The sequence below is a fragment of the Polaromonas sp. AER18D-145 genome (genome assembly GCF_002379095.1).
Classification (GTDB): domain Bacteria; phylum Pseudomonadota; class Gammaproteobacteria; order Burkholderiales; family Burkholderiaceae_C; genus Polaromonas.
This window is the reverse complement of sequence record NZ_NBZV01000001.1, coordinates 66,957-87,522: the sequence shown is the minus strand read 5'-3', so window position 1 is coordinate 87,522 and position 20,566 is coordinate 66,957. Positions and strand designations below refer to the sequence as shown.

Below are 20,566 nucleotides of genomic sequence, written 5' to 3'. Positions count from 1 at the left end.
CGCATCCAGCAACAACAACAACAACACGGGGAAAGCCATGCCTGCCGCCATGACCACGACCGAGATCTACCTGATCGCCATGGCGATCATCTTTACGGTGCCCTACCTGATCTGGCGGGTCTTCAAGACCGACTACTACGCGCCGCTGGTGGTGGTGCAGATCATTGCCGGCATCCTGCTCGGGCCCGGCATCCTGGGCAAGCTCTACCCCGACTACTACGCCTTCGTGTTCAGCGCGCCTGTCGTGCAGTCGCTCAACGGCATCGCCTGGTGGGCGGTGATGGTGTTTGTCTGGATCGCCGGCATCGAGCTCGACCTGAAAAAAGCCTGGGCGCACCGGCGTGAGAGCACCATCACCGCCGGCCTGGCGCTGGGTACCCCGCTGCTGTTCGGCTGCGCGGCCGCCGCCGGCATGCTGATGTACGAGGGCTGGGTCGGCCCGCAAGGCATGCGCTGGCAGTTTGTCATGGGCGTGGGCATGGCCTGCGCCGTCACGGCCCTGCCCATCCTGATTTTGCTGATGGAAAAGCTCGCGATCCTGCGCCAGCCCATCGGCCAGCGCATCCTGCGTTACGCCAGCCTGGACGACATCGCGATCTGGGGCGTACTCGCGCTGATCCTGATGGACTGGGAGCGTGTCGGCCGGCAAGCCGGTTTCCTGGCCGCCTTTGCCATCCTCGCTTATGCGTTTCGCAAACTCATGGTCTGGCTGCCGGAACGCGACCGCTGGTACGCGGGACTCATCTGGCTCATCATCTGCGCCTTTGGTGCGGACTGGGCCGGCCTGCACTACATGGTGGGCGCCTTCCTGGCGGGCGCGGTCATGGACGGCGAGTGGTTCAACCAGGAACACATGGACCTGCTGCGCCACCACGTGCTGCTGGTGATGATGCCGGTGTTTTTCCTGAGCACCGGCCTGCGTACCAACTGGTCGGTGGGCGGTGAAGCCGTGTTCATCGCCGCAGCGGTACTGCTGGTGGCCTCGGTGGCCGGCAAGCTGATCGGCGTCCACATCGCCGGCAAGGTGCTCAAGTGGGCGCCGGGCGAAAGCGCCATCATCGGCTGGCTGCTGCAAACCAAGGCGCTGATCATGATCATCTTTGTCAACATCCTGCTGGACAAAGGCATCATCACCAACGAAACCTTCACCGCCCTGCTGTTGATGGCGATTGCCAGCACCATGCTGACGGTGCCGGTGGTGTCGCCCAAACTCCAGCGCATGAAAGAGATTATTTTCCGGTCGAAGTGAGTATCGCGTTTGTCATGGCGGGCTTGACCCGCAATCCATGCAGGCACACTCTCGACAGTGGTTCATCGGGCATGGATGCCGGATCGAGTCCGGCATGACAGACAACTAATTGTTAAATGGACACCAGCTGCCGCACGCCGTTGGCCTGCATGTCTTTGCCCAAACCGCGCGCGATGAACTCGCCACGTTCCATCACCAGGTAGTCGTCGGCCAGATCCTGCGCAAAGTCGTAGTACTGCTCGACCAGCAGGATCACCATGTCTCCGCGGTCGGCCAGCATGCGGATCACACGGCCGATGTCCTTGATGATGCTGGGCTGGATGCCCTCGGTCGGCTCGTCCAGGATCAGCAGCTTGGGCTTGGCCGCCAGTGCGCGCGCAATCGCCAGCTGCTGCTGCTGCCCGCCCGAGAGGTCGCCGCCACGGCGGTTCAGCATCTGCTTGAGCACCGGAAACAGCTCGTACAGCTCGGCCGGAATCGGTGTGCTTGCGCTTTTGTAAGCCAGTCCCATGCGCAAGTTTTCTTCCACCGTCAGGCGGGCGAAGATCTCGCGGCCTTGCGGCACAAAGCCGATGCCGGCGCGGGCGCGTTCGTAAGGCGTGGCGTTCTGAATGGGCTTGCCGTCGAATTCAATGGTGCCGGTCTTGATCGGCACCAGGCCCATCAGCGACTTGAGCAGCGTGGTCTTGCCGACGCCGTTGCGGCCTAGCAGCACGGTGACCTTCCCGAGGTGGGCCTGCAGGCTCACGTCGCGCAGGATGTGGGAACCGCCGTAGTACTGGTTGATGTTTTTGACTGTCAGCATGGTGTGTCTCTCGTCAGATGCGTGGCTTTCCCGAAGGTCCGTGGGTTCGCCTGCACCTGCTGGCCGGGGGTAGCCCGGCGGCTACTCACTTTCTTTTGCGTCGCCAAAAGAAAGTAAGCAAAGAAAAGGCGACCCTGCTGTCTGCGTCCCCCTTCGCTGGCGCTACGGGGGCAACCTGCGGTGCTCGATCCAGCCGGGGCCGGGCTCGAACTCGCTTCGCTCAGACAATCGCCCGTCCTGATCCGTCTGGCCCTGCGCTCCTCGGCGCAGCCAGAAGGGTGGTGGGGTCGAGAGCGGGTTCGGATTCGGGTAGGGAATCGGGCTCCGGCGAGGACGCGCAAAGCGCGTCCTCGCCTCCCCGCATCCGCATTTGTATTCGTTTCCCCCACCCGTCGGGCTGGGCCGAGGAGCGCAGGCAAAAGCGGATCAGGGCTCGCGATTGTCTGAGCCGCAGGCGAGTTCGAGCGAGACCCCGCTTTTGTCGCGCACCGCAGGTTGCCCCGAAGCGAAGCGCAGGGGACCCAGACCATCGGGTCGCCTTTCTTTTGGGTACTTTTCTTTGGCGACGCAAAGAAAAGTGCCTCGCCCGCCGGGGCGAGACCCGGCTTGCAGGAGGTCCCACCGTAGCGCAAGCTTGTACAGGCTTCGACAGGCTCAGCCCGAACAGACAGGAATTCAACGTCCAAGGTACACCTCAATCACCCGTTCATCCGCCTGCACCTGGTCCAGCGTCCCCTGCGCGAGCACCGAACCGTCACACAAAACCGTGACGATCTCCGAAATCGTCCGGATGAAACTCATGTCGTGTTCCACCACCATCAGCGAATGTTTGCCCTTCAAGGTCAGGAAGAGCTCGGCGGTACGTGCAGTCTCCTCATCAGTCATGCCTGCCACCGGCTCGTCGAGCAGCAGCAGTTTCGGGTCCTGCATCAGCAGCATGCCGATCTCCAGCCACTGCTTTTGCCCGTGGCTCAAATTTCCGGCCATGCGGCCCACACTGTCGGCCAGGTGAATCGTCACCAGGATCTCGGCCAGGCGGTCGCTTTGCGCGGAGTCGAGCCGAAAGAACATCGACGACTTCACGCCCTTGTTGGTCTTGAGCGCAAGCTCGAGGTTTTCAAAAACCGTGAGCTGCTCGAACACCGTGGGCTTCTGGAACTTGCGGCCAATGCCAAGCTGGGCAATCTGCGGCTCGGTGTGGCGCAGCAGGTCAATCGTGCTGCCGAAAAACACCGTGCCTTCGTCGGGCCGGGTCTTGCCGGTGATGATGTCCATCATCGTCGTCTTGCCCGCGCCGTTGGGACCGATGATGCAGCGCAGCTCGCCGGGCGCGATGTCGAGCGAGAGTTTGTTGATGGCCTTGAAACCATCGAAACTCACGCTCACGTCTTCGAGGTAAAGAATACGGCCGTGCGTCACGTCCACCTCGCCGGGCGTGGCAACACGGCCTGTGCTGGCGTTGCGCCCGCCCGATTCGGTGTTGGACTTGCCGGCCTCCAGTACGGCGCGGCGTTTTTCAATGCGTGCGGCACCCTGCTCCAGAAGATCTGGCGTCATGACTTGGCCCCCACGCTTTTCGCTTCGCGTAATACGCTGCCCCCCGCGGGGGCCTTCGCGCCTTGGGGCGGCCCGGCGTCGCTCATTTCTCACCACCTTTCCGGAGTTTTTTGACCAGTCCCACCACCCCATTGGGCAGGAACAGCGTGACCGCGATGAACAGCATGCCGAGGAAATACAGCCAGTACTCGGGATAGGCCACCGTGAGCCAGCTCTTGGCGCCGTTGACGATGAAGGCGCCGAGAATGGGGCCAATCAAGGTGGCACGCCCGCCGACCGCCGCCCAGATTGCCATCTCGATCGAGTTGGCCGGGCTCATTTCGCTCGGGTTGATGATGCCGACCTGCGGCACATACAGGGCGCCGGCAATGCCGCACATCACGGCCGACAGGGTCCAGATGGTCAGCTTGTAGCCGATCGGGTTGTAGCCCGAGAACATCACACGGGTCTCGGCATCGCGAATCGCCTGCAGCACCCGGCCAAACTTGCTGCGCACCAGCCACTTGGCAAACAGGAAGAAGCCGAGCAGGGTCAGGCCGGTGATCACAAAGAGCCCCATGCGCATGGTGGGTGTGGCAATCGGTGTATCCAGGATACGCTTGAAGTCGGTGAACCCGTTGTTGCCGCCGAAGCCGGTTTCATTGCGGAAAAACAGCAGCATGGCGGCAAACGTCATGGCCTGCGTGATGATGGAAAAATACACACCCTTGATGCGCGAGCGGAAGGCAAAGTAGCCAAACACGAAGGCCACCACGCCAGGCACCAGCACGATCAGGAACAGCGTGGCGACAAAGCTGTCGCTGAAGGTCCAATGCCAGGGCAACGCTTTCCAGTCGAGAAACACCATGAAGTCAGGCAAGTCGCTTTTGTAGTTGCCGTCGCGGCCGATCTGGCGCATCAGGTACATGCCCATGGCGTAGCCGCCCAGCGCAAAGAACAGGCCATGCCCCAGCGACAAAATGCCGGTGTAGCCCCAGATCAGGTCCATGGCCAGCGCCACGATGGCGTAACACATGATCTTGCCGAGCAGCGCTACGGCGTAGGTGCTCATGTGGAACATGCTGGTCTCGGGCACCATCAGGTTCAGCACCGGCGCCAGCGCGCAAACCAGGAGCAGCGACACGATGAAGGCGCTCCAGCCAGCGCGCGTGAGCAAGGGGCCCTTGGCCGGAAGAGTGATCGAAGGTATGGATGGGGTCATGTCATGCTTCCGCTGAGCGGCCCTTCATCGCAAAGATACCCTGCGGCCGCTTCTGGATGAAGATGATGATGAGCACCAGCACCGCTATCTTGGCCAGCACCGCGCCGGTCCAGCCTTCGAGGAATTTGTTCAGGATGCCCAGGCCCATGGCTGCATAGACGCTGCCGGCCAACTGGCCCACGCCGCCCAGCACCACCACCATGAAGGCATCAACGATGTAGCCCTGGCCCAGGTCCGGGCCGACATTGCCGACCTGGCTCAGCGCACAGCCGGCCAGGCCCGCAATGCCCGAGCCCAGCGCAAACGCATAGGTGTCCACCCGCGCCGTGTTCACGCCCATGCAGGAGGCGATCGGGCGGTTCTGTGTGACGCCGCGCACAAACAGGCCCAGCCGCGTTTTGCTGATCAGCCAGGCCATGCCCAGCAGCACCGCAATTGCAAAGCCGATGATGACGAGGCGGTTGTAGGGCAGCGACAAATTGCCGAGCACCTGCACGCCGCCGCTCATCCACACCGGGTTTTCAACACCGACGTTTTGCGCGCCGAAAATCGAGCGCACCAGTTGCTGCAGCATCAGGCTGATGCCCCAGGTGGCCAGCAGGGTTTCCAGCGGCCGGCCGTACAGGAAACGGATCACGCCGCGCTCCAGCGCCGCGCCCATCAGTGCCGAGGCCATGAAGGCCACCGGCACCGCCGCCAGCAGATACCAGTCGAACAGGCCGGGCAAATACTTCTGGAACAAGCCCTGCACCACGTAGGTGGCGTAGGCGCCAATCATCATCAGCTCACCGTGCGCCATGTTGATGACGCCCATCAAGCCGTAGGTGATGGCCAGGCCCAGCGCCACCAGCAGCAAAATGCTGCCCAGGCTGATGCCGCTGAACACCGCACCCAGCTTGTCGCCCCAGGCCAGCGCGGACTCGACCTTCCGCAGCGAAGCCTGCAGCGCGCTCTTGACCTCGGCGTCGTCCTCTTCCGCCAGGCGTGCGATCAGCACGGTCTTGCTGATCGGGTTGTTGCTGCCGGACAGTCGGGCGGCGGCGTCCAGTCGTTTGGCCTTGTCGCTGCTACTCAAAAGAATGGTGGCACGCACCATCTCCAGCTGGTTTTTCAATGCCGGCACGGTCTCGGCGGCAAACGCTTTTTCGATCAGCGGCAGGCGCGACTCGTCGCTGCCGCTGGCCAGTGTCTTGATGGCGTCGGCGCGCACCTTCTCGTCTTTGGAAAACAGCTTGAGCGCGGCCAGCGCGGTATCGAGCTCGCCGCGCATCATGTTGTTGTTGATCACGTCTTCGGCGTCGGCGGGCACCGTCAGTTCGGCGCCAGTGATGGGGTCGTAACCCTTGTCGTCCTTGATCACAAACACCTGGTCGTCCGCGGTCTTGACCGCATCGTCGGCCAGCGCCTGGATGAAAGCGGCGGTTTTGTCGTCGGGGTTGGCAGCGGCCTTGTTCAGCGCCTCGGCGCGCGCCTCGGTCTCGCCAAGTGCCATGCCTTTGACCTCGTCCGCGCTCAAGGCATGGGCGCCGGTAGCTATAAAAAACGTAGCAGACAGAAGGAATGTGCGAATCATCATGAGAAGAACCTGTAGGTTGGGCACAGCAGCCAGCCGGTACTTGCTTGGCGTTGTGCCCAGGCTGCAACTTCCTTGAAAACCATGCACCGGAGTAGTGCAAGAAGTGGGCCAGACCACAAAAAGCCGCACCTGTTCTGCAAAACCAGGTGCGGCTCGCACCGCAGGCCCAAAACCTGCGGCGGCGACCTTACTTGGAAGCCACCTTGGCTGGCTCGTCAGGCTTCTTGTCGTTGCCTTCGATGTACGGGCTCCACGGCTTGGCTTTCACCGGGCCGGGCGTCTTCCACACCACATTGAACTGGCCGTCGGCCTTGATCTCACCGATAAACACCGACTTGTGCAGGTGGTGGTTCTTCTCGTCCATCTTGGAGACGATGCCCGACGGAGCCTTGAAGGTCTGGCCTGCCATGGCGGCAATGACCTTGTCGGTGTCGGTGGACTTGGCTTTCTCGACCGCCTGTTTCCACATGTTGATGCCGATGTAGGTGGCCTCCATCGGGTCGTTGGTCAAAGGCTTGTCCTTGTGGCCGGCAATGCCCTTGGCCTTGGCGTAGTCCGACCACTTCTTGATGAACTCGGTGTTGGCCGGGCTCTTGATCGACTGGAAGTAGTTCCAGGCAGCCAGGTGGCCCACCAGCGGTTTCGTGTCCACGCCGCGCAACTCTTCTTCACCCACGGAGAAGGCCACGACCGGCACGTCCTTGGCCTTCAGGCCGGCGTTGCCGAGTTCCTTGTAGAAAGGCACGTTGGAGTCACCGTTGATGGTGGAGACCACCGCCGTTTTGCCGCCGGCCGAAAACTTCTTCACGTCAGCCACGATGGTCTGGTAGTCGGAGTGGCCAAACGGCGTGTATTTCTCGTCGATGTCGCTGTCCTTCACACCCTTGCTCTTCAGGTAGGCGCGCAAAATCTTGTTGGTGGTGCGCGGGTAGACATAGTCGGTGCCCAGCAGTACCCAGCGCTTGGCGCCGCCGCCGGCCTTGCTCATCAGGTAGTCCACGGCAGGAATGGCTTGCTGGTTGGGCGCGGCGCCGGTGTAAAACACATTCTTGGACAGCTCTTCGCCTTCGTACTGCACGGGGTAGAACAACAGGCCGTTCATTTCCTCGACGACGGGCAGCACCGACTTGCGCGACACCGAGGTCCAGCAGCCGAAGATCACCGAGACCTTGTCCTGGCCGAGCAGCTGCTTGGTTTTTTCGGCAAACAGCGGCCAATTGGAAGCCGGGTCCACAATCACCGGCTCGAGCTTCTTGCCCAGCACGCCGCCCTTGGCGTTGATTTCGTCAATCGCCATCAGCACCGTGTCTTTCAACACGGTTTCCGAAATGGCCATGGTGCCCGACAGGCTGTGCAGAATGCCCACCTTGATGGTGCCGCCCGACTGGGCATGGGCTGGCAGGACAGAGAGGCCCGCCAGGGCGACGGCGGCGCTCAGCGCCTTGAGGGTAAAACGACGTTGCATGTGTGCTTCTCCGGTTGGTAGGTAGTTCGCGTTTCGCCTCGCCCAACCGCCAGACGGAGGTTTTTACGAAGCGATGAAGCGATTCTGGGGACCGGAAAAGGATTGGGGAATACGCCGGGTGGCGTATGCAGGCGAGGATCACAACGAGTGCCGGTTCGCTGCCAAACGTGGTTCAGGGAGGCTGAAGCCCATTGCGGCGCAGGAGCTGGGGCCCTTCTCCCGGCGCCGGCCTGGCCTTCCCTGACAGGGCGGCCCAGGCATCGACAGCAGCCACGCTGGAACGGGTGTTTCTCCTTTCCATTTGCCAGGCACCCCCACTTCCTTTGACATTTATCTTCATCCGGTTCAGGATGGAACAATGCGCATCAAATTTTCACCCTCACTGTTTGCGGCGATTGCTGTTTCCAGTTTTTTACCCGGTTGCCAGTCCACGGGGCAACCCGCCAACAAGCCGCCCTTCGGTTCCTTGGCGCAAATCACATCCATCTCACCCGACACAAGCCAGGTCCTTCACCCGGGTCAGCAAGTCAGGCTGAAGGTCGACGTCGGTTATGTCCTGACCTCGGCATCGGGAACGATCAAGCTTCTCGTTCTGGCTGCCGACAGTTCGGAGCTCGGGCAGGATGTCAAGGTGATCACGAAGGGAAACGGAAAATCCACGCTGGAAACCCAATTCACCGTACCGGTCACAACCGAGATTCGCGTGTTTGCGCCGCTGATTGTTCAGGGAGAAAGCTCGGGCTCCGCAGCGGATGGCCGGGCCTACAAGGTGCTTCCCCGTTGAGGGTGGTTCGGGCATTTCCGGGCACCTGACCCTGCGAATTTTTCGTCAGGGCTGCCGCCAGGCTGACGTCAAGGTGCCTCGGGCGACTCCGGATCCTCCGCCTGCCGCGCCCGGGCGAACAGACCCCAGGCCGCCATGAACATCGCCGCGATTGCGGGGCCGATGACAAAGCCGTTCAGGCCAAACAGCGCCATGCCGCCCAGCGTGGACACCAGCACCACGTAGTCAGGCATCCGCGTGTCTTTGCCGACCAGCACCGGGCGAAGAATGTTGTCGACCAGGCCGATCACCAGCACGCCGAAGGCGATCAGGACCACACCCTTGACGATGGCCCCCGTCGCCAGGAAATAAATCGCGACAGGCAGCCACACCATGGCGGCCCCGACAGCCGGCAGCAGCGACAAAAAGGCCATCAGCGTGCCCCACAGCACCGGCGCATGCACGCCCAACACCCACAGGATCAGGCCGCCCAGCGCGCCCTGGATCAGGGCCACCACGATGTTGCCCTTGACCGTGGCGCGAATGACAGTGGTGAACTTGGCCGACAGCTTGCGCTTGACATCCTCATTGAGCGGCACGGCATCCTTGATGCGCATGACCAGGGCCGAGCCGTCGAGCAGCAGGAAGAACAGCAGGTAGAGCATGACAAAAAAACTGACGAAAAAATCGAAGGTGCCTTGACCGATGTTCAGCGCCTGCGTGGCGAAAAACTGGCTGCCCTTGGTCAGCCCTTCGGTGATCCGCTGCTGCACCAGCCCGAAGTTGTTCATGCCGAAGCGGTCGAGCAGACTGGTGATCCAGGCCGGCAGGACCTCGTAGACCTGCTGGAAGTACCGCGCCACACTGAGTTCACCCGACTGCATGCGCTGGTAGACGCTGCCGCCTTCCTGGATCAGCAGCCCGGTCACAATGCCCACCGGCAGGATGACCGCCACCAGGATGATCAGCAGTGTGAGCAGCGCGGCACCAACGCGCCTGGCTGGCATGGTCCTGAGCACGCGCAGGTACAGCGGCTTGAACATGATGGCCAGCACCGCGCCCCAGAACACCGCGCCGTAAAACGGCCAGAGTATCCAGAGGAAGGCCACCGAGACGGCCAGCAGCAGAAGCAGGAAGGTCTTGTCTTCAAGCGTGGTGGATTTCGCTGCGTTGGGGAGGTTCATGGGTTCACGGTTCCTGGCTGGGTGAATGAGTGCCGCCTGCCACACAGATGGCACCGGGAAGGCCGGTTTCCGTTTGCGCGGTGACGCTCTGACTGATGATCGCCTCCATCGAACGGCTCGCTCGCCAGTCCAGAGGTTTGCAGCCTGTGGGACAGGCCGGACAGTTGCTGTCAGCGGGCAACCCGAACCGCCTGGTCAGCGCAAAGAAATGTGTCCCGCTCCTTCTGCGATGTAAAGTCACGCAACACCGTGCAACCTTGCTGGCGCCGACACGTCGATTGGCGTTCAATGGAGCTCATGTTTGCCACTACCGTCAGGACACCGATGACTTTGACCACCGCCTCACGGGGCGCATCCCGTACCCCAACCCGTATCCTCTTCGCCCTCGCCACCGCAGCGGCGCTGCTGGCGCCCGTGGCACACGCCCAGCCGGCCACCGCAGCGCCAACCCCACCGCCAGCGGTTCAGGCAGATTCCGCATCGTCCGCCTCCGCGGTCTCGACGGCCTCGGCCGCTACCGACCCCAGATACACCTCCGGGGACATCGCGCGGGCATTCAGCTTCATGGACACCAACAAGGACGGCAAGATCAGCCGCGAAGAGGCCTCCGGCTTTCGCGGCGTGGCCAGGCACTTTGATGAAGCCGACACGAACAAGGACCGCGCCCTGTCGCATCAGGAGTTCGAAAGCGCGTTGAACCAGGCCAAAAGCCGCTGACAGGGGACCACTGCGAGAACGCTATTTTATTGATAGCACTTACTGATTACCTGTATTGGGCTGCAGCCGTTTTTGGCATCACGTTCCGCGGCCTGCGGCGTACCCGCCGCCACAAGCCTCATTGACGCCCTAGGCCAAAAGACCTAGTCTTTCCCCGTCGCGCACAACGCCGCACCAGCGCGCTTGCCGACCCCTGCCGCGGAAAGAAATCCATGCCGTCTGACGCTCCGCACGCCGAAGAAACGCTCAATCAGAAGCTGGAGCCCATCGTGTTGCGGGCCCTGCACCGCTTTCGCGCCCTGCTTCCCCGCGAAGTCGAACTGGCGCTGGAACTCTCCCATGAAGACCCCTGGCTGCGCGCACACGCCGACCGGCTGGAGCACGCCCTGCTGAGCGCCTGTATCGTCGCGTGGCAGTCGATGGTGGGCCTGGCAACACAGATCGTTGTGGAGATGACCGAGGTGCTGCTGGATGACGTGGTGCTTGACCCCGACGCCGACAAGCTGCAGGGCGGCCTGCCACCCCGGCGTTACGCACGGCTGGTCATCAGCAACAGCAGCCGGGCGGCCACCGGCCCCTTCCACACGCTTGTGCCTGCGCCTGCGCAGACCGACGAGAGGCCTGCCAGCGCACGCCGCCTGCCGCTGCCGGAGGTGCGCGACATCATTGAGCGGCACCAGGGCATGATCAACGTGTCGCCCGAGGCCGGTCGCGGCACAGCCTTCGACATCTACCTGCCGGCCGCCGTGCCGCTGGAAACCGCAGCCGGTACAGACGCTGGCAAGGAAACGCCCCATGTCGTCTATGTAGACGACTATGAAGCCATGCGGGCGCTGGTCAGCGACACGCTGCCCCAGACGGGCTTTCGCGTCACCTGTCACGAAAGCGCCCGGCAGGCGCTGGCTGCCCTGCAGGCCGACCCTTTCGGCTGTGATGTGCTGGTGACCGACTACCGGCTGCAGACTCACACGGGGATAGACCTTCTCAAGCAGGTCAAGCTGCTGCGGACCGATCTGCCCGTCATCATCATTTCCGGCTACATGGACAGTGCCCTCGAAGCCCGGGCCTACGACGAGGGCGCAGCGCTTGTGATCAACAAGGGGGACGATCTCAGCAGCCTGTGCGTCGCGCTGCATCGGCTGCTGGGCCATGCGCCGCGCCCGGCCCTGGTCAGCTATTCCGATTGGGCCAAGCTGTAAACCGCAGGGAGCGACTCGGCGCGCCTCGCGCGACAGACGGCCCGGTCGGGCTGTAGGACAACGTCGCCGGAAGGTCACGCTTCGGCCAAAAGGACAACGAAATCAAGGGCTGACGCGTTATAAAGTAGTCAACCAAGCACCGGGCCCGGGCCCGGCCGATTGCAACCCACCAAGGTCACATCATGAAACTGAACCCACTTTCCCACATGCGCACACTCCCTCTGGTTCTGGTGTTTGCCGTCGCGGCAGGCACGGCATGGGCCCAGAAACCCGAATGGGCCGGCCAGGGCAAAGGCGGAAAGCAGGAGCAAAACGAACGTTCCGGCGGCAAGTCGGACAAGGCCGACCGCGGCGACAAGGGCAACGGCAACAACAAGGGCGCCCAGCAGGCCCGCCCCGCGCAACAGGATGTCCGGGTCGGCGCCTACTTCGGTGACCAGCAGCGCGTGGTAATCCGCGAGTACTACGGCAAGCAGTACAAGGCAGGTCGCTGCCCTCCCGGCCTGGCAAAGAAAAACAATGGCTGCATGCCTCCGGGCCAGGCCAAAAAATGGGCCATGGGCCAGCCGCTGCCGCGTGATGTGGTGTTTTACCCGGTGCCCAATTCCGTGCTGATCCAGCTGGGCACCCCCCCTTCCGGCCACAAGTACGTGCGCGTGGCCAGCGACATTCTGCTGATCGCCGTGGGCACCAGCATGGTGGTGGACGCCATTCAGGATCTGGGCCGGATGTAAACGCCCTGAGGCGGGCTTGCTGCTGCAGCAGGCCCGCCGCCTGAAGGCGCCCCTCCACCTTCCTTCGATCAGCGCGTCTGGCTGAGCACCCGCTGCAGCGTCTGCAGCAGCTCATCGTTCGAGGTTTGCGCCTTGACCAGCACGGCAGCGGCCCGGGTTCCCTGGGCACGGTCCACCTCGCTGGCCGAGAAAACCACAACCGGCGGCGGCCGCTCCAGCGCTTCGATGTCGGCCAGCAGATCCCAGCCTGATTCACCGGGCAGGGTCAGATCGAGCAGGACCAGGTCGTAGGTATGCGCCAGCAGGCACGCGCGGGCTTCCTGCAGCGTGGCGGCAAATTCAAAGGTGGCGAAGTCCTGCACGATCGCTGCCGTGATGCGCTGGATATCCAGATCGTCCTCCACATGCAGGATGCGGGGCTTGCCCTCGGCCATGCCGTCCATCGCATGGCGCAGACTGCGGATCAACAGGTTTTCATCAATCGGCTTTTCGAGCCAGCCAGACACCGTCAGCGGCTGGTTGTTGAACTGGATCTGGCCCTCCCCGGCCATGGCTGACACCACCACAATGGGCAGATCACGCGTGCCGTCCTGGCTGCGCAGGGTACGGATCAGCGAGATGCCATCCTGGTCGGGCAGCTTGAGGTCCAGCGTCATCGCGGCATACCGGTTGGCCGCCAGATGGGCCATCGCCTCGGAGGCGCTGTAAACCATGTCGCTGTCAAAGCCGCCCTTGTCGAGCATCATCGCGATCAGGCGGGCAATGTCCCGGTCGTCTTCGCAGATCAGCACGCAGGGCCGGGTGAAGACCCGGGCCTGGGCTGGAAGGCGCGGCGCTGCCTCTTTCCATTCGGGCAGTTCAAAGAAAAAGGTGGAGCCCATGCCGGCTTTGCTGTCAAAACCCACGCTGCCGCCGAGGCGTTCGACAATCGCCCTGGAAATATTCAGGCCCAGCCCGGTGCCGCCCTTCTGGCGCGTGTCGGACGAATCCGCCTGGGAGAATTTCTGGAAAATGCGCTTGCGGAATTCTTCCGGAATACCCGGCCCGTGGTCACGCACTTCCACCCGCACGCCGAGGCCGGCGCGTTTGACATGGACCTCCACCATCCCGCCCGGCGGTGAAAATTTCACCGCATTGGACAGCAGGTTGGTCACAACCTGGGCCAGGCGGTCGCTGTCCACCTGGACCCGCAGCTCACCCTCCGGGAAATCCAGGCTCAGACTGACGTTCTGCGCCGCCCCAAAACCTTCGTTGGCCGCCAGCACCTGTGCCAGCAAGGGCTGGAGATCAACCACCTGCAAGTCCAGGCGCATCTTGCCGGACTCGATTTTTTCGATGTCCAGGATGTCGTTGATCAGACGGATCAGCCGCTCGCAGTTGTTCCTGGCAATGTCCACCAGGGTCTTGACGGACGCCGGCAACTCGCCGGCCACGCCGCCGGAGATCAGACCCAGCGAACCGCGGATGGAGGTGAGCGGCGTGCGCAGCTCGTGACTGACCGTGGAGACAAACTCGCTTTTCATGCGGTCGATGCGCTTGAGCTCGGTCACGTCGGTCGCCAGCGAATAAAACCCGATGACCTCACCTTCTTCCTTGCCGTCGCCGTAACGTGGAAAATAATTCACCACGTAGTCGCGGTAGTCGCCGCGCGCGGTCTTCTGGGTGCGCTCGTAGACCACCGGGTAACCCGACAGGACCTCGTCGACCCGGGCGCGCACGACCTGGTAAAACTCCTCACCCATGACCTCGAGCAGGGTCTTGCCGTCGATCTGCGCATGCGACAGGCCGAAGCCTTCTTCATAGGCCCGGTTGTGAAAGCGAAAGCACTGCGCCTTGTCGACATAGGCGATCAGGGCCGGCACAGTGTCCGTGATCTCGCGCAACTGCATCTCGCTGGCGCGCAGCGCGTTGCTGACGCGGTGCATCTCGGTGGTGTCGCGGCCGGTGCCGCGGTAACCGGTGAAGCGGCCGGAGGCGTCGAAAACGGGAACACCGCTGATGGAGACATGGCGGATCTTCCCCTGGGTGTCGAGCCGCGTGACTTCAAAATCACGAAAAACTTCGTGCCTTTCCAGTTGAGCCCTGTGTGCGGCCCAGATGCTGTCGTCCATGTGTACATAAGGCAGTTCCCAGCGCGTTTTCCCGATGGACTTGTCACCCTTGAACGCCGCCGTGTGGGTGCGGCGCCCTTCAGCGGAAATCCGCACGAAGCGGAAGTTCGCATCCTGCTCCCAGAACCAGTCGGACGACAGCTCGGTCAGGGCGCGAAAGCGCTCTTCGCTCTCGCGCAGGGTGCGTTCGGCCTCTTTTCTCTCGGTGATGTCCTGCACCTGGGAAATGAAGTGCAGCGGCTTGCGATCGGGGTCGCGCACCAGCGAACACGTCAGATAGGCCCAGACAATACGCCCGGACTTGTGGAGATAACGCTTTTCCCACTGGTAGGTTTCAATCTCGCCGGCCAGCGCCCTTTTTCGCTGCAGCAGATCCCATTCGACGTCCTCAGGATGGGTGATGTCTTGAACGGTGCGGGCCAGCATCTCGGCCTCGGAGTAACCGAGCATCTGGCAGAAGGCGCTGTTGACCTTGATCCGGCGCGAATCGACGGCAATCAGCGCCATGCCGATCGCCGCATGTTCGAAAGCACTGCTGAACTGCTGGTCGCCGGCGGAGAAGATATCGTTGTCACTGCTGATCAGTGAACCCGCCGTATCCCGGGCCGCCTGGCCGGTGTCCCTGAACAGATGGCGTGAGCGGGGAAGGGCCAGCGCAATGCCCGCGTCTTCTGCGGAAACATCTTCCCCCGGCAAGGCATTGCCCTGGTCGCTTCCGAGCGTGAAGTAAAACGTGCTGCCCTCACCCAACACGGAACTTGCCCAGATCCGCCCGCCGTGACGAATGATGATGCGCTTGACCGTGGCCAGGCCGATGCCGCTGCCGGCAAACTCTTCCGGAGAATGCAGGCGCTGGAAAGTGCCGAACAGCTTGTCGGCGTAAGCCATGTCGAATCCCGCGCCCTTGTCCCGGACAAAATACACCGGCGGCTGGTCGGCAACGGTTTCCCTGCCGACCACGATCTCCGTGCGGGTCTTTTTCGCACTGAACTTCCAGGCGTTACTGATCAGGTTCTCAAGAACCTGCCGGATCAGCGAGACGTCCGCCCGGGCCAGCATGCCGGGCTCGACGGTCACCTGAACGTCGCGGCCGGGCTCGGTCTCCGACAATTGTGCGACGACCCGGGCCGCCTCGGCACCGAGGTCCACGGTCTCCCAGTTCAGGCTGGTGCGCGACAGCTTGGCAAGCAGCAGCAGCCCGTCGGTCAGTTCACCCATGCGCCGCACACCGCCGCGTATCCGGCTCAGGTAATGGATCGCGCGTTCGTCAGCCTGCGGCGACACCGCCTTTTGCAGCAAGGCACAGTAGCCGTCGATGGAACTCAGTGGGGAACGCAGGTCGTGCGCCACGGAATAGGAGAAAGCCTCCAGTTCCGTGTTGGCCACTTCCAGCTGGGCTGTCCTGCGCGAGACCCGGTTTTCCAGGTCGACGTTGAGCCGGACAATTTCCATCTCGGCGCGCTTGCGCTTGCTGATGTCGGTGATGGTGCTGACAAACCCGGACGGGGCGTCGCCGGCACTGTCAAACAACGGCCTCACATTGATCAGTGCCCACAGATCACTGCCATCGGGCTTGCGGTAACAAACCACCACGTTCGACTGCGGCAAGCCCGTGCGCCTGGCCACCACACTGGGCCGTTCATCCTCGGCCATCAACGATCCGTCTTCGCGCAGCGTCTGCCATGTCGGCCCGAGTAGCGTCTCCCCTCGCATCTGGGCCAGGGTCAGGCCAAGAATGCGCTCGGCACTGGCATTGCAGTCGATGATTCGCCCCTCGGCATCACGCATGACGACACCTTCTGCCAGCGCACCGACCACGCTGCGAAAGCGTGCCTCACTGGCTACAAGCGCTGCTTCGGTCTGTTTGCGCGCAGTGATGTCGGTGCCCACGCCGCGGTAGCCCGTAAATTTCCCGTCCATGTCAAACACGGGCTCGCCGCTGATGCAGAAAAAGATGCGCTTGCCGTCCAGGTCCACGCGCTCGTATTCAAAGTCGCGGAAGGTTTCATGGTTTTCCAGCTGCGCGCGATGCACCGCCCAGGCCGCCGCCTTGTTGCGTGGGCTGTCGTCGATGTCCCAGCGCGTCCGGCCGATGTAGTCGCTGATCTGGGCCTGGTCCCCCAAGCCGGCTGGAAGCCTGCCAAAGCGGGCCGCGCCGCTGGACATCCGGGTGAAGCGGAACTGGTCGTCCAGCTCCCAGTACCAGTCGGAGGAAAGCTGGGTCAGGCTGCGAAAACGTTCCTGGCTGTCGCGCAGGCGGGCCTCGGCGGCCAGACGTCCGGTGACATCCCCGCTGGTGACCAGGACATGGGTGACGGCGCCACTGGCGTCCTTCAGCGGGACCTTGCGCATGTGAACTCGGATGGCGCCGCGGTGTTTTGTCGCGGCCAGGCGATCGGGCAAGTCCTGCATGACGCCTGCCGCGACCAGCTCCAGGTCGGCGGCGTGCATGCGGTCTGCGTCCTCTTTCGGCCAGAGGGCGTGCACCGTGCGGCCCATCGCCTCTTCGCGGGTCACCCCGTACAAGGCCTCGGCCGCCTTGTTCCAGCCCACAATCCGGAACCCGTCCTGCACGGACTTCAGTTGCAGGGCGATCGGCAGGTTGTCAACCACTTCATCGAGGAAACCCGCGGCTTGCCGCTCGGCTTCCTCCGAGCGCTTGATCGCGCTGATGTCATGCACCGTCCCCCGATAACCGAGGAAGCGGTTCTGGTCGTCGAAGACCGGGATGCCGCTGACCGACAGGTAGTGCGGCAGTTCGTCGCCGAGCTTGCGCATGTATTCGAAATTCCGGAACGGCTGATGGGCATCCAGCAAGGCGCGGTGCGCTTCCCAGGACCCGCTGAGAGGCACCGCACCGGCAAGCTCCCAACGGCGCTTGCCAATGTGGCTGTCCCGTTCGATATCGAGCTCGATGGCCGCCTGCTCGCCGGAAAACCTGACGAAGCGATGCTCCGCATCCTGCTCCCAGTACCAGTCCGCCGATATCGTGGCCAGATCGCGCAATCCCTGCGCGCCGCTCCTGAGCAAATCGGCCTCGCGCTTTTGTTCGGCAAGCGCCCGATCAAGCAAGTCGTGGGCGCTTTCAAGTTCAAGCAGCCGCGCCTTCAGGCGACGGTTTTCTTCGGCGAGGTCTTCGTTACCCTTCACGCTGGAGCCTTCGGGTGGCCAGCAGCCTGCTGCAGGCAAGCTGGTGCTCCCCCGCGCCGCCGGTCCGACCGGATAACCATTGGTTCACGAACAGAGTTTTTCCTCATGCCTTGTCTGCGCCTTTCATTACAAGGTTTGGGCGTATTGCGGGCTGTGTGCCAGCCGTGCAGGAGAGTGTGCGCCTCCGCGGGGGATTTGAAATAGGGATAAGTCCGTGGTGTGTGTCGGCCACGCCGCGCAAAGGCCTCCGCAGACTTCGCGGAAAAGCCCTTCCCGCAGCTCCTGCATCAAGGCTGCAGCGGAATCTTCATCGCGCGATCAACGGGAACCGCCGCGACGCTGTTTTGCGGCGAGCCTTCAATCACCCGGTCCGAGTACGTCAGGTACACCAGGGTGTTGCGGGCAACATCGACCATGCGCACAATCCGTATCTTCTTGAAGACCAGCGATATCCTCTCGCTGAAAACCTCTTCCTGCTGCGGCAGCGATTTGACAAACGAAACCGGCCCCACCTGGCGGCAATCAATGGAGGCCTCCGACTTGTCCTCGGCCAAACCCACGGCCCCCTTGATGCCGCCGGTTTTGGCCCGCGAAACGTAGCAGGTCACACCCCTGACCTTGGGGTCATCGTGGGCATCGACCACTATCTTGTGATCGGGCCCGATGAGCTTGAACACGGTATCCACCTCGCCAATGCCCTGCGCCTGGACGGGTGAAAAGATGCCGAGCAACAACGCGGACAGGACGCACGGTGTGGACTTTTTCATGGAATTTCCTTCAACGTGAACATCCCCGACTATAGCCACGCCCCCTCCGTGGCGGCGCGGGCTGTCCGGCCGGCGCCCGGGTGAACGGGGCCAGGCTGCCAGGGAGTAGCATTGGCTATTTCGCCCCACCCATCCCTTGCCTCTGAGGAAGTCCCGATTGCTAAAACTGTTTTTCATTGCCTGCCTGCTGATAACCGCTCCCCTGCTGCAGGCTGCCGGCGAACCCGCACCGGCGAACGCCCACCCCCTGACAGGCACCTGGTCCTGGTCGCTGTTCGGCGGCAGTTGCACCGAGACGTGGCGGTACCGCAGCAACCGCACGGTGCTCAGCACCAGCGGACAGGAAGTGGCCGAAAAAACATACGAGGTCGCGAAGCTGGCCGACGCCAGCGGTTTCTACAAGCTGGTGGAAACCGTGGTCCGGCAAAACGACAAGAGAGACTGCTCCGGGGCGCTGCTGGACGGACCGGGTGAACAGATCACCCGCTACATCCAGTTCAACCCGCAGCGCGACAAGATGCTGGTATGCGAAAAGGCCTCACTCAAGGCCTGCTTTGGGCCCGTGTCAAAGATGGAGTGATCGCCGGCCTGCAGCGGAATGCCAGGCGAGACCTGCCCCGACTCGACCAGCCAAGTCGGAGCAAGGCCTCAGACCTGATCGCTCTGAACGCCAGCGCGCCGGCGCCGCGTCGCCGCTTGCCTGAGCGGAGTCACAGGCAGGTTGCGCCTGCTGGCATAGCGGCGATAAAGCCTGGCCGCCAGACCGGAGGTGATGGCGAAAACAAGCAGTTTACGAAACATGAGGTGCCTCCCGGATTTAAAAAACGCCGAACAACATCAAGAGGAGGATGACGCTGATCGGCACACCGAGTAACCAGGCAATGATGGGCATGTGATTTCTCCTTGTTAAGTACGAGACCCAAAGATAAACACCTCTCGCAGGCGCGAGTGCCGGAAGCGAACCCCAACAAAGGTAGGGCCAGACCTACATTGCCGCGTTGAACACCACAGCCGGGCGCGGGACACATGCCGCAGAGCTTCGGTATATTGGGGCCTTGCTCACCACCCTGCCCGGCCAGACTTTCCTTTTTTTGAAGCCACCATGAAAAAGCTCTCCAAATATTTCTTCCGCGGGCTGATCACCATCCTGCCACTGGCCCTGACCCTGTACCTGCTCTTCGTCATGCTGGCATGGATGGAGACTGTGGCGCTGTGGATCCTGCGGCCGCTGTTCGGCGACTTCTACATTCCGGGCATGGGGCTGGTGGTCGGCATGCTGGGCATTGTGCTGATTGGCTACCTGGTGTCCAACCCGCGCGTGCGCAAGGCGCTGCTGTTTGTCGAGCTGCCGTTCACCAACCTGCCGGTTGTCAAAAGCATTTACTCGTCGCTCAAGAGTTTTGCCGACTACTTTTCACCCACGGGCAAGCAGGGCGAACAAAGCGTGGTGATCCTGCGCATGCCGGACAACGGGCTCGAAATTGTGGGGTTGATCACGCGCCGCAGTTTTGCGGATCTGCCCGCGGGCTTTTTGCCGGGGGAACGTGTGGCGGTGTATCTGCCGATGGGCTACATGATTGGCGGCTACACCGTCTTTGTGCCTGTCGAATGGGTGCAACCGATAGCAATGACGGTTGAGGAAGCGATGCGCTCGTCGATGTTCGCATGGATGGCGCGGCCGCCGACGTCTGCGGACAACGCGCCCCGGCCTTGAGCCGGCTTTTGATTGCTATCAATAAAATAGCTATTGGCGCCCATCCCTCAAGGGCTGGCGGCCAATATGATTTAAAAAAACTTAGTGGCTGCGCGAAGGGCCTGGGCCGCGGCCGGCAATGTGCCGGAACGTGATGCGGCCCTTGCTCAGGTCGTAAGGCGACAGTTCCAGCGACACCTGGTCGCCCGCCAGAATGCGGATGTGGTTCTTGCGCATCTTGCCGGAGGTGTAGGCCACCAGCTTGTGGCCGTTGTCCAGCGTCACGCGAAAGCGCGAGTCCGGCAGCACTTCGTTGACCAGTCCGTGCATTTCAATCAGTTCTTCTTTGGCCATGATGAAAACTCCTTGCGAATTTGAAAAAAATCTGTGGTGCA

Annotated in this window: 17 protein-coding genes; 7 read left to right on the top strand and 10 right to left on the bottom strand. The window is 62.4% G+C overall.

The window, feature by feature from the left end; translation table 11 throughout:
* Positions 1-37: 37 nt before the first annotated feature.
* On the top strand, positions 38-1,249 hold the full coding sequence (locus B7G52_RS00435; protein WP_240523260.1) for a cation:proton antiporter: 1,212 nt from the start codon (positions 38-40) through the stop codon (positions 1,247-1,249).
* 112 nt (positions 1,250-1,361) lie between these two features.
* Here B7G52_RS00435 and urtE read toward each other — a convergent pair whose 3' ends face one another.
* The 5 genes from urtE to urtA form a co-directional block, all read right to left on the bottom strand.
* Positions 1,362-2,054: an urea ABC transporter ATP-binding subunit UrtE gene (gene urtE / locus B7G52_RS00430; RefSeq protein WP_096695475.1), complete on the bottom strand. Its 693-nt coding sequence runs from the start codon at positions 2,052-2,054 to the stop codon at positions 1,362-1,364.
* 675 nt (positions 2,055-2,729) lie between these two features.
* Positions 2,730-3,611: an urea ABC transporter ATP-binding protein UrtD gene (gene urtD, locus B7G52_RS00425; RefSeq protein ID WP_096695474.1), complete on the bottom strand. Its 882-nt coding sequence runs from the start codon at positions 3,609-3,611 to the stop codon at positions 2,730-2,732.
* Between the two features lie 82 nt (positions 3,612-3,693).
* A complete protein-coding gene (gene urtC, locus B7G52_RS00420; RefSeq protein ID WP_096695473.1) occupies positions 3,694-4,812 on the bottom strand; it encodes an urea ABC transporter permease subunit UrtC in 1,119 nt (372 codons plus the stop codon).
* Position 4,813: 1 nt separating this feature from the next.
* On the bottom strand, positions 4,814-6,388 hold the full coding sequence (gene urtB, locus B7G52_RS00415; protein WP_096695472.1) for an urea ABC transporter permease subunit UrtB: 1,575 nt from the start codon (positions 6,386-6,388) through the stop codon (positions 4,814-4,816).
* A gap of 187 nt (positions 6,389-6,575) precedes the next feature.
* Complete coding sequence (gene urtA / locus B7G52_RS00410; protein ID WP_096663017.1) at positions 6,576-7,853, bottom strand: urea ABC transporter substrate-binding protein; 1,278 nt, start codon at positions 7,851-7,853, stop codon at positions 6,576-6,578.
* A 358-nt stretch (positions 7,854-8,211) separates the two neighbouring features.
* Between urtA and B7G52_RS00405 the strand changes: the two genes are divergently transcribed.
* Positions 8,212-8,637, top strand: a complete 426-nt coding sequence (locus tag B7G52_RS00405) for a hypothetical protein (protein ID WP_096695471.1) — start codon at positions 8,212-8,214, stop codon at positions 8,635-8,637.
* 68 nt (positions 8,638-8,705) lie between these two features.
* Here B7G52_RS00405 and B7G52_RS00400 read toward each other — a convergent pair whose 3' ends face one another.
* Entirely contained in the window at positions 8,706-9,800 is a 1,095-nt protein-coding gene (locus tag B7G52_RS00400; protein ID WP_096695470.1) for an AI-2E family transporter, read from the bottom strand.
* Positions 9,801-10,124: 324 nt separating this feature from the next.
* Here B7G52_RS00400 and B7G52_RS00395 point away from each other — a divergent pair, with 324 nt between their 5' ends.
* The 3 genes from B7G52_RS00395 (at position 10,125) to B7G52_RS00385 (ending at position 12,450) form a co-directional block, all read left to right on the top strand.
* Positions 10,125-10,517 carry an EF-hand domain-containing protein gene (locus B7G52_RS00395; protein WP_170954642.1) on the top strand — a complete coding sequence of 131 codons (393 nt, stop codon included), beginning with the start codon at positions 10,125-10,127 and terminating at the stop codon, positions 10,515-10,517.
* Between the two features lie 212 nt (positions 10,518-10,729).
* Positions 10,730-11,716: a response regulator gene (locus B7G52_RS00390; protein ID WP_096695468.1), complete on the top strand. Its 987-nt coding sequence runs from the start codon at positions 10,730-10,732 to the stop codon at positions 11,714-11,716.
* 206 nt (positions 11,717-11,922) lie between these two features.
* Positions 11,923-12,450: a DUF1236 domain-containing protein gene (locus B7G52_RS00385; protein WP_240523259.1), complete on the top strand. Its 528-nt coding sequence runs from the start codon at positions 11,923-11,925 to the stop codon at positions 12,448-12,450.
* Between the two features lie 68 nt (positions 12,451-12,518).
* Here the strand turns inward: B7G52_RS00385 and B7G52_RS00380 are convergent, their stop codons facing one another.
* Entirely contained in the window at positions 12,519-17,750 is a 5,232-nt protein-coding gene (locus B7G52_RS00380) for a PAS domain S-box protein (RefSeq protein ID WP_141397360.1), read from the bottom strand.
* Positions 17,751-17,998: 248 nt separating this feature from the next.
* Positions 17,999-18,478, bottom strand: a complete 480-nt coding sequence (locus B7G52_RS00375) for a CreA family protein (RefSeq protein WP_096695465.1) — start codon at positions 18,476-18,478, stop codon at positions 17,999-18,001.
* A 157-nt stretch (positions 18,479-18,635) separates the two neighbouring features.
* Between B7G52_RS00375 and B7G52_RS00370 the strand changes: the two genes are divergently transcribed.
* Entirely contained in the window at positions 18,636-19,058 is a 423-nt protein-coding gene (locus tag B7G52_RS00370; protein WP_096695464.1) for a hypothetical protein, read from the top strand.
* A 68-nt stretch (positions 19,059-19,126) separates the two neighbouring features.
* Here B7G52_RS00370 and B7G52_RS23505 read toward each other — a convergent pair whose 3' ends face one another.
* A complete protein-coding gene (locus B7G52_RS23505) occupies positions 19,127-19,279 on the bottom strand; it encodes a hypothetical protein (RefSeq protein WP_170954641.1) in 153 nt (50 codons plus the stop codon).
* 301 nt (positions 19,280-19,580) lie between these two features.
* On the opposite strand from B7G52_RS23505, the gene B7G52_RS00365 reads away from it, so the two are divergent.
* The gene (locus B7G52_RS00365) at positions 19,581-20,192 is read left to right on the top strand and encodes a DUF502 domain-containing protein (RefSeq protein WP_096695463.1); all 612 of its coding nucleotides are present in this window, start codon (positions 19,581-19,583) and stop codon (positions 20,190-20,192) included.
* Between the two features lie 81 nt (positions 20,193-20,273).
* Here the strand turns inward: B7G52_RS00365 and infA are convergent, their stop codons facing one another.
* The gene (gene infA, locus B7G52_RS00360; protein ID WP_096662987.1) at positions 20,274-20,525 is read right to left on the bottom strand and encodes a translation initiation factor IF-1; all 252 of its coding nucleotides are present in this window, start codon (positions 20,523-20,525) and stop codon (positions 20,274-20,276) included.
* Positions 20,526-20,566: the final 41 nt, after the last annotated feature.

Coding starts and splice junctions, on each gene's coding strand:
- B7G52_RS00385 (WP_240523259.1), top strand. CDS start 11,923: ATGCGCACACTCCCTCTGGTTCTGGTGTTTGCCGTCGCGGCAGGCACG.
- infA (WP_096662987.1), bottom strand. CDS start 20,525: ATGGCCAAAGAAGAACTGATTGAAATGCACGGACTGGTCAACGAAGTG.
- urtB (WP_096695472.1), bottom strand. CDS start 6,388: ATGATGATTCGCACATTCCTTCTGTCTGCTACGTTTTTTATAGCTACC.
- B7G52_RS23505 (WP_170954641.1), bottom strand. CDS start 19,279: ATGTTTCGTAAACTGCTTGTTTTCGCCATCACCTCCGGTCTGGCGGCC.
- urtA (WP_096663017.1), bottom strand. CDS start 7,853: ATGCAACGTCGTTTTACCCTCAAGGCGCTGAGCGCCGCCGTCGCCCTG.
- urtD (WP_096695474.1), bottom strand. CDS start 3,611: ATGACGCCAGATCTTCTGGAGCAGGGTGCCGCACGCATTGAAAAACGC.
- B7G52_RS00365 (WP_096695463.1), top strand. CDS start 19,581: ATGAAAAAGCTCTCCAAATATTTCTTCCGCGGGCTGATCACCATCCTG.
- B7G52_RS00395 (WP_170954642.1), top strand. CDS start 10,125: ATGACTTTGACCACCGCCTCACGGGGCGCATCCCGTACCCCAACCCGT.
- B7G52_RS00435 (WP_240523260.1), top strand. CDS start 38: ATGCCTGCCGCCATGACCACGACCGAGATCTACCTGATCGCCATGGCG.
- urtC (WP_096695473.1), bottom strand. CDS start 4,812: ATGACCCCATCCATACCTTCGATCACTCTTCCGGCCAAGGGCCCCTTG.
- B7G52_RS00405 (WP_096695471.1), top strand. CDS start 8,212: ATGCGCATCAAATTTTCACCCTCACTGTTTGCGGCGATTGCTGTTTCC.
- B7G52_RS00390 (WP_096695468.1), top strand. CDS start 10,730: ATGCCGTCTGACGCTCCGCACGCCGAAGAAACGCTCAATCAGAAGCTG.
- B7G52_RS00375 (WP_096695465.1), bottom strand. CDS start 18,478: ATGAAAAAGTCCACACCGTGCGTCCTGTCCGCGTTGTTGCTCGGCATC.
- B7G52_RS00400 (WP_096695470.1), bottom strand. CDS start 9,800: ATGAACCTCCCCAACGCAGCGAAATCCACCACGCTTGAAGACAAGACC.
- urtE (WP_096695475.1), bottom strand. CDS start 2,054: ATGCTGACAGTCAAAAACATCAACCAGTACTACGGCGGTTCCCACATC.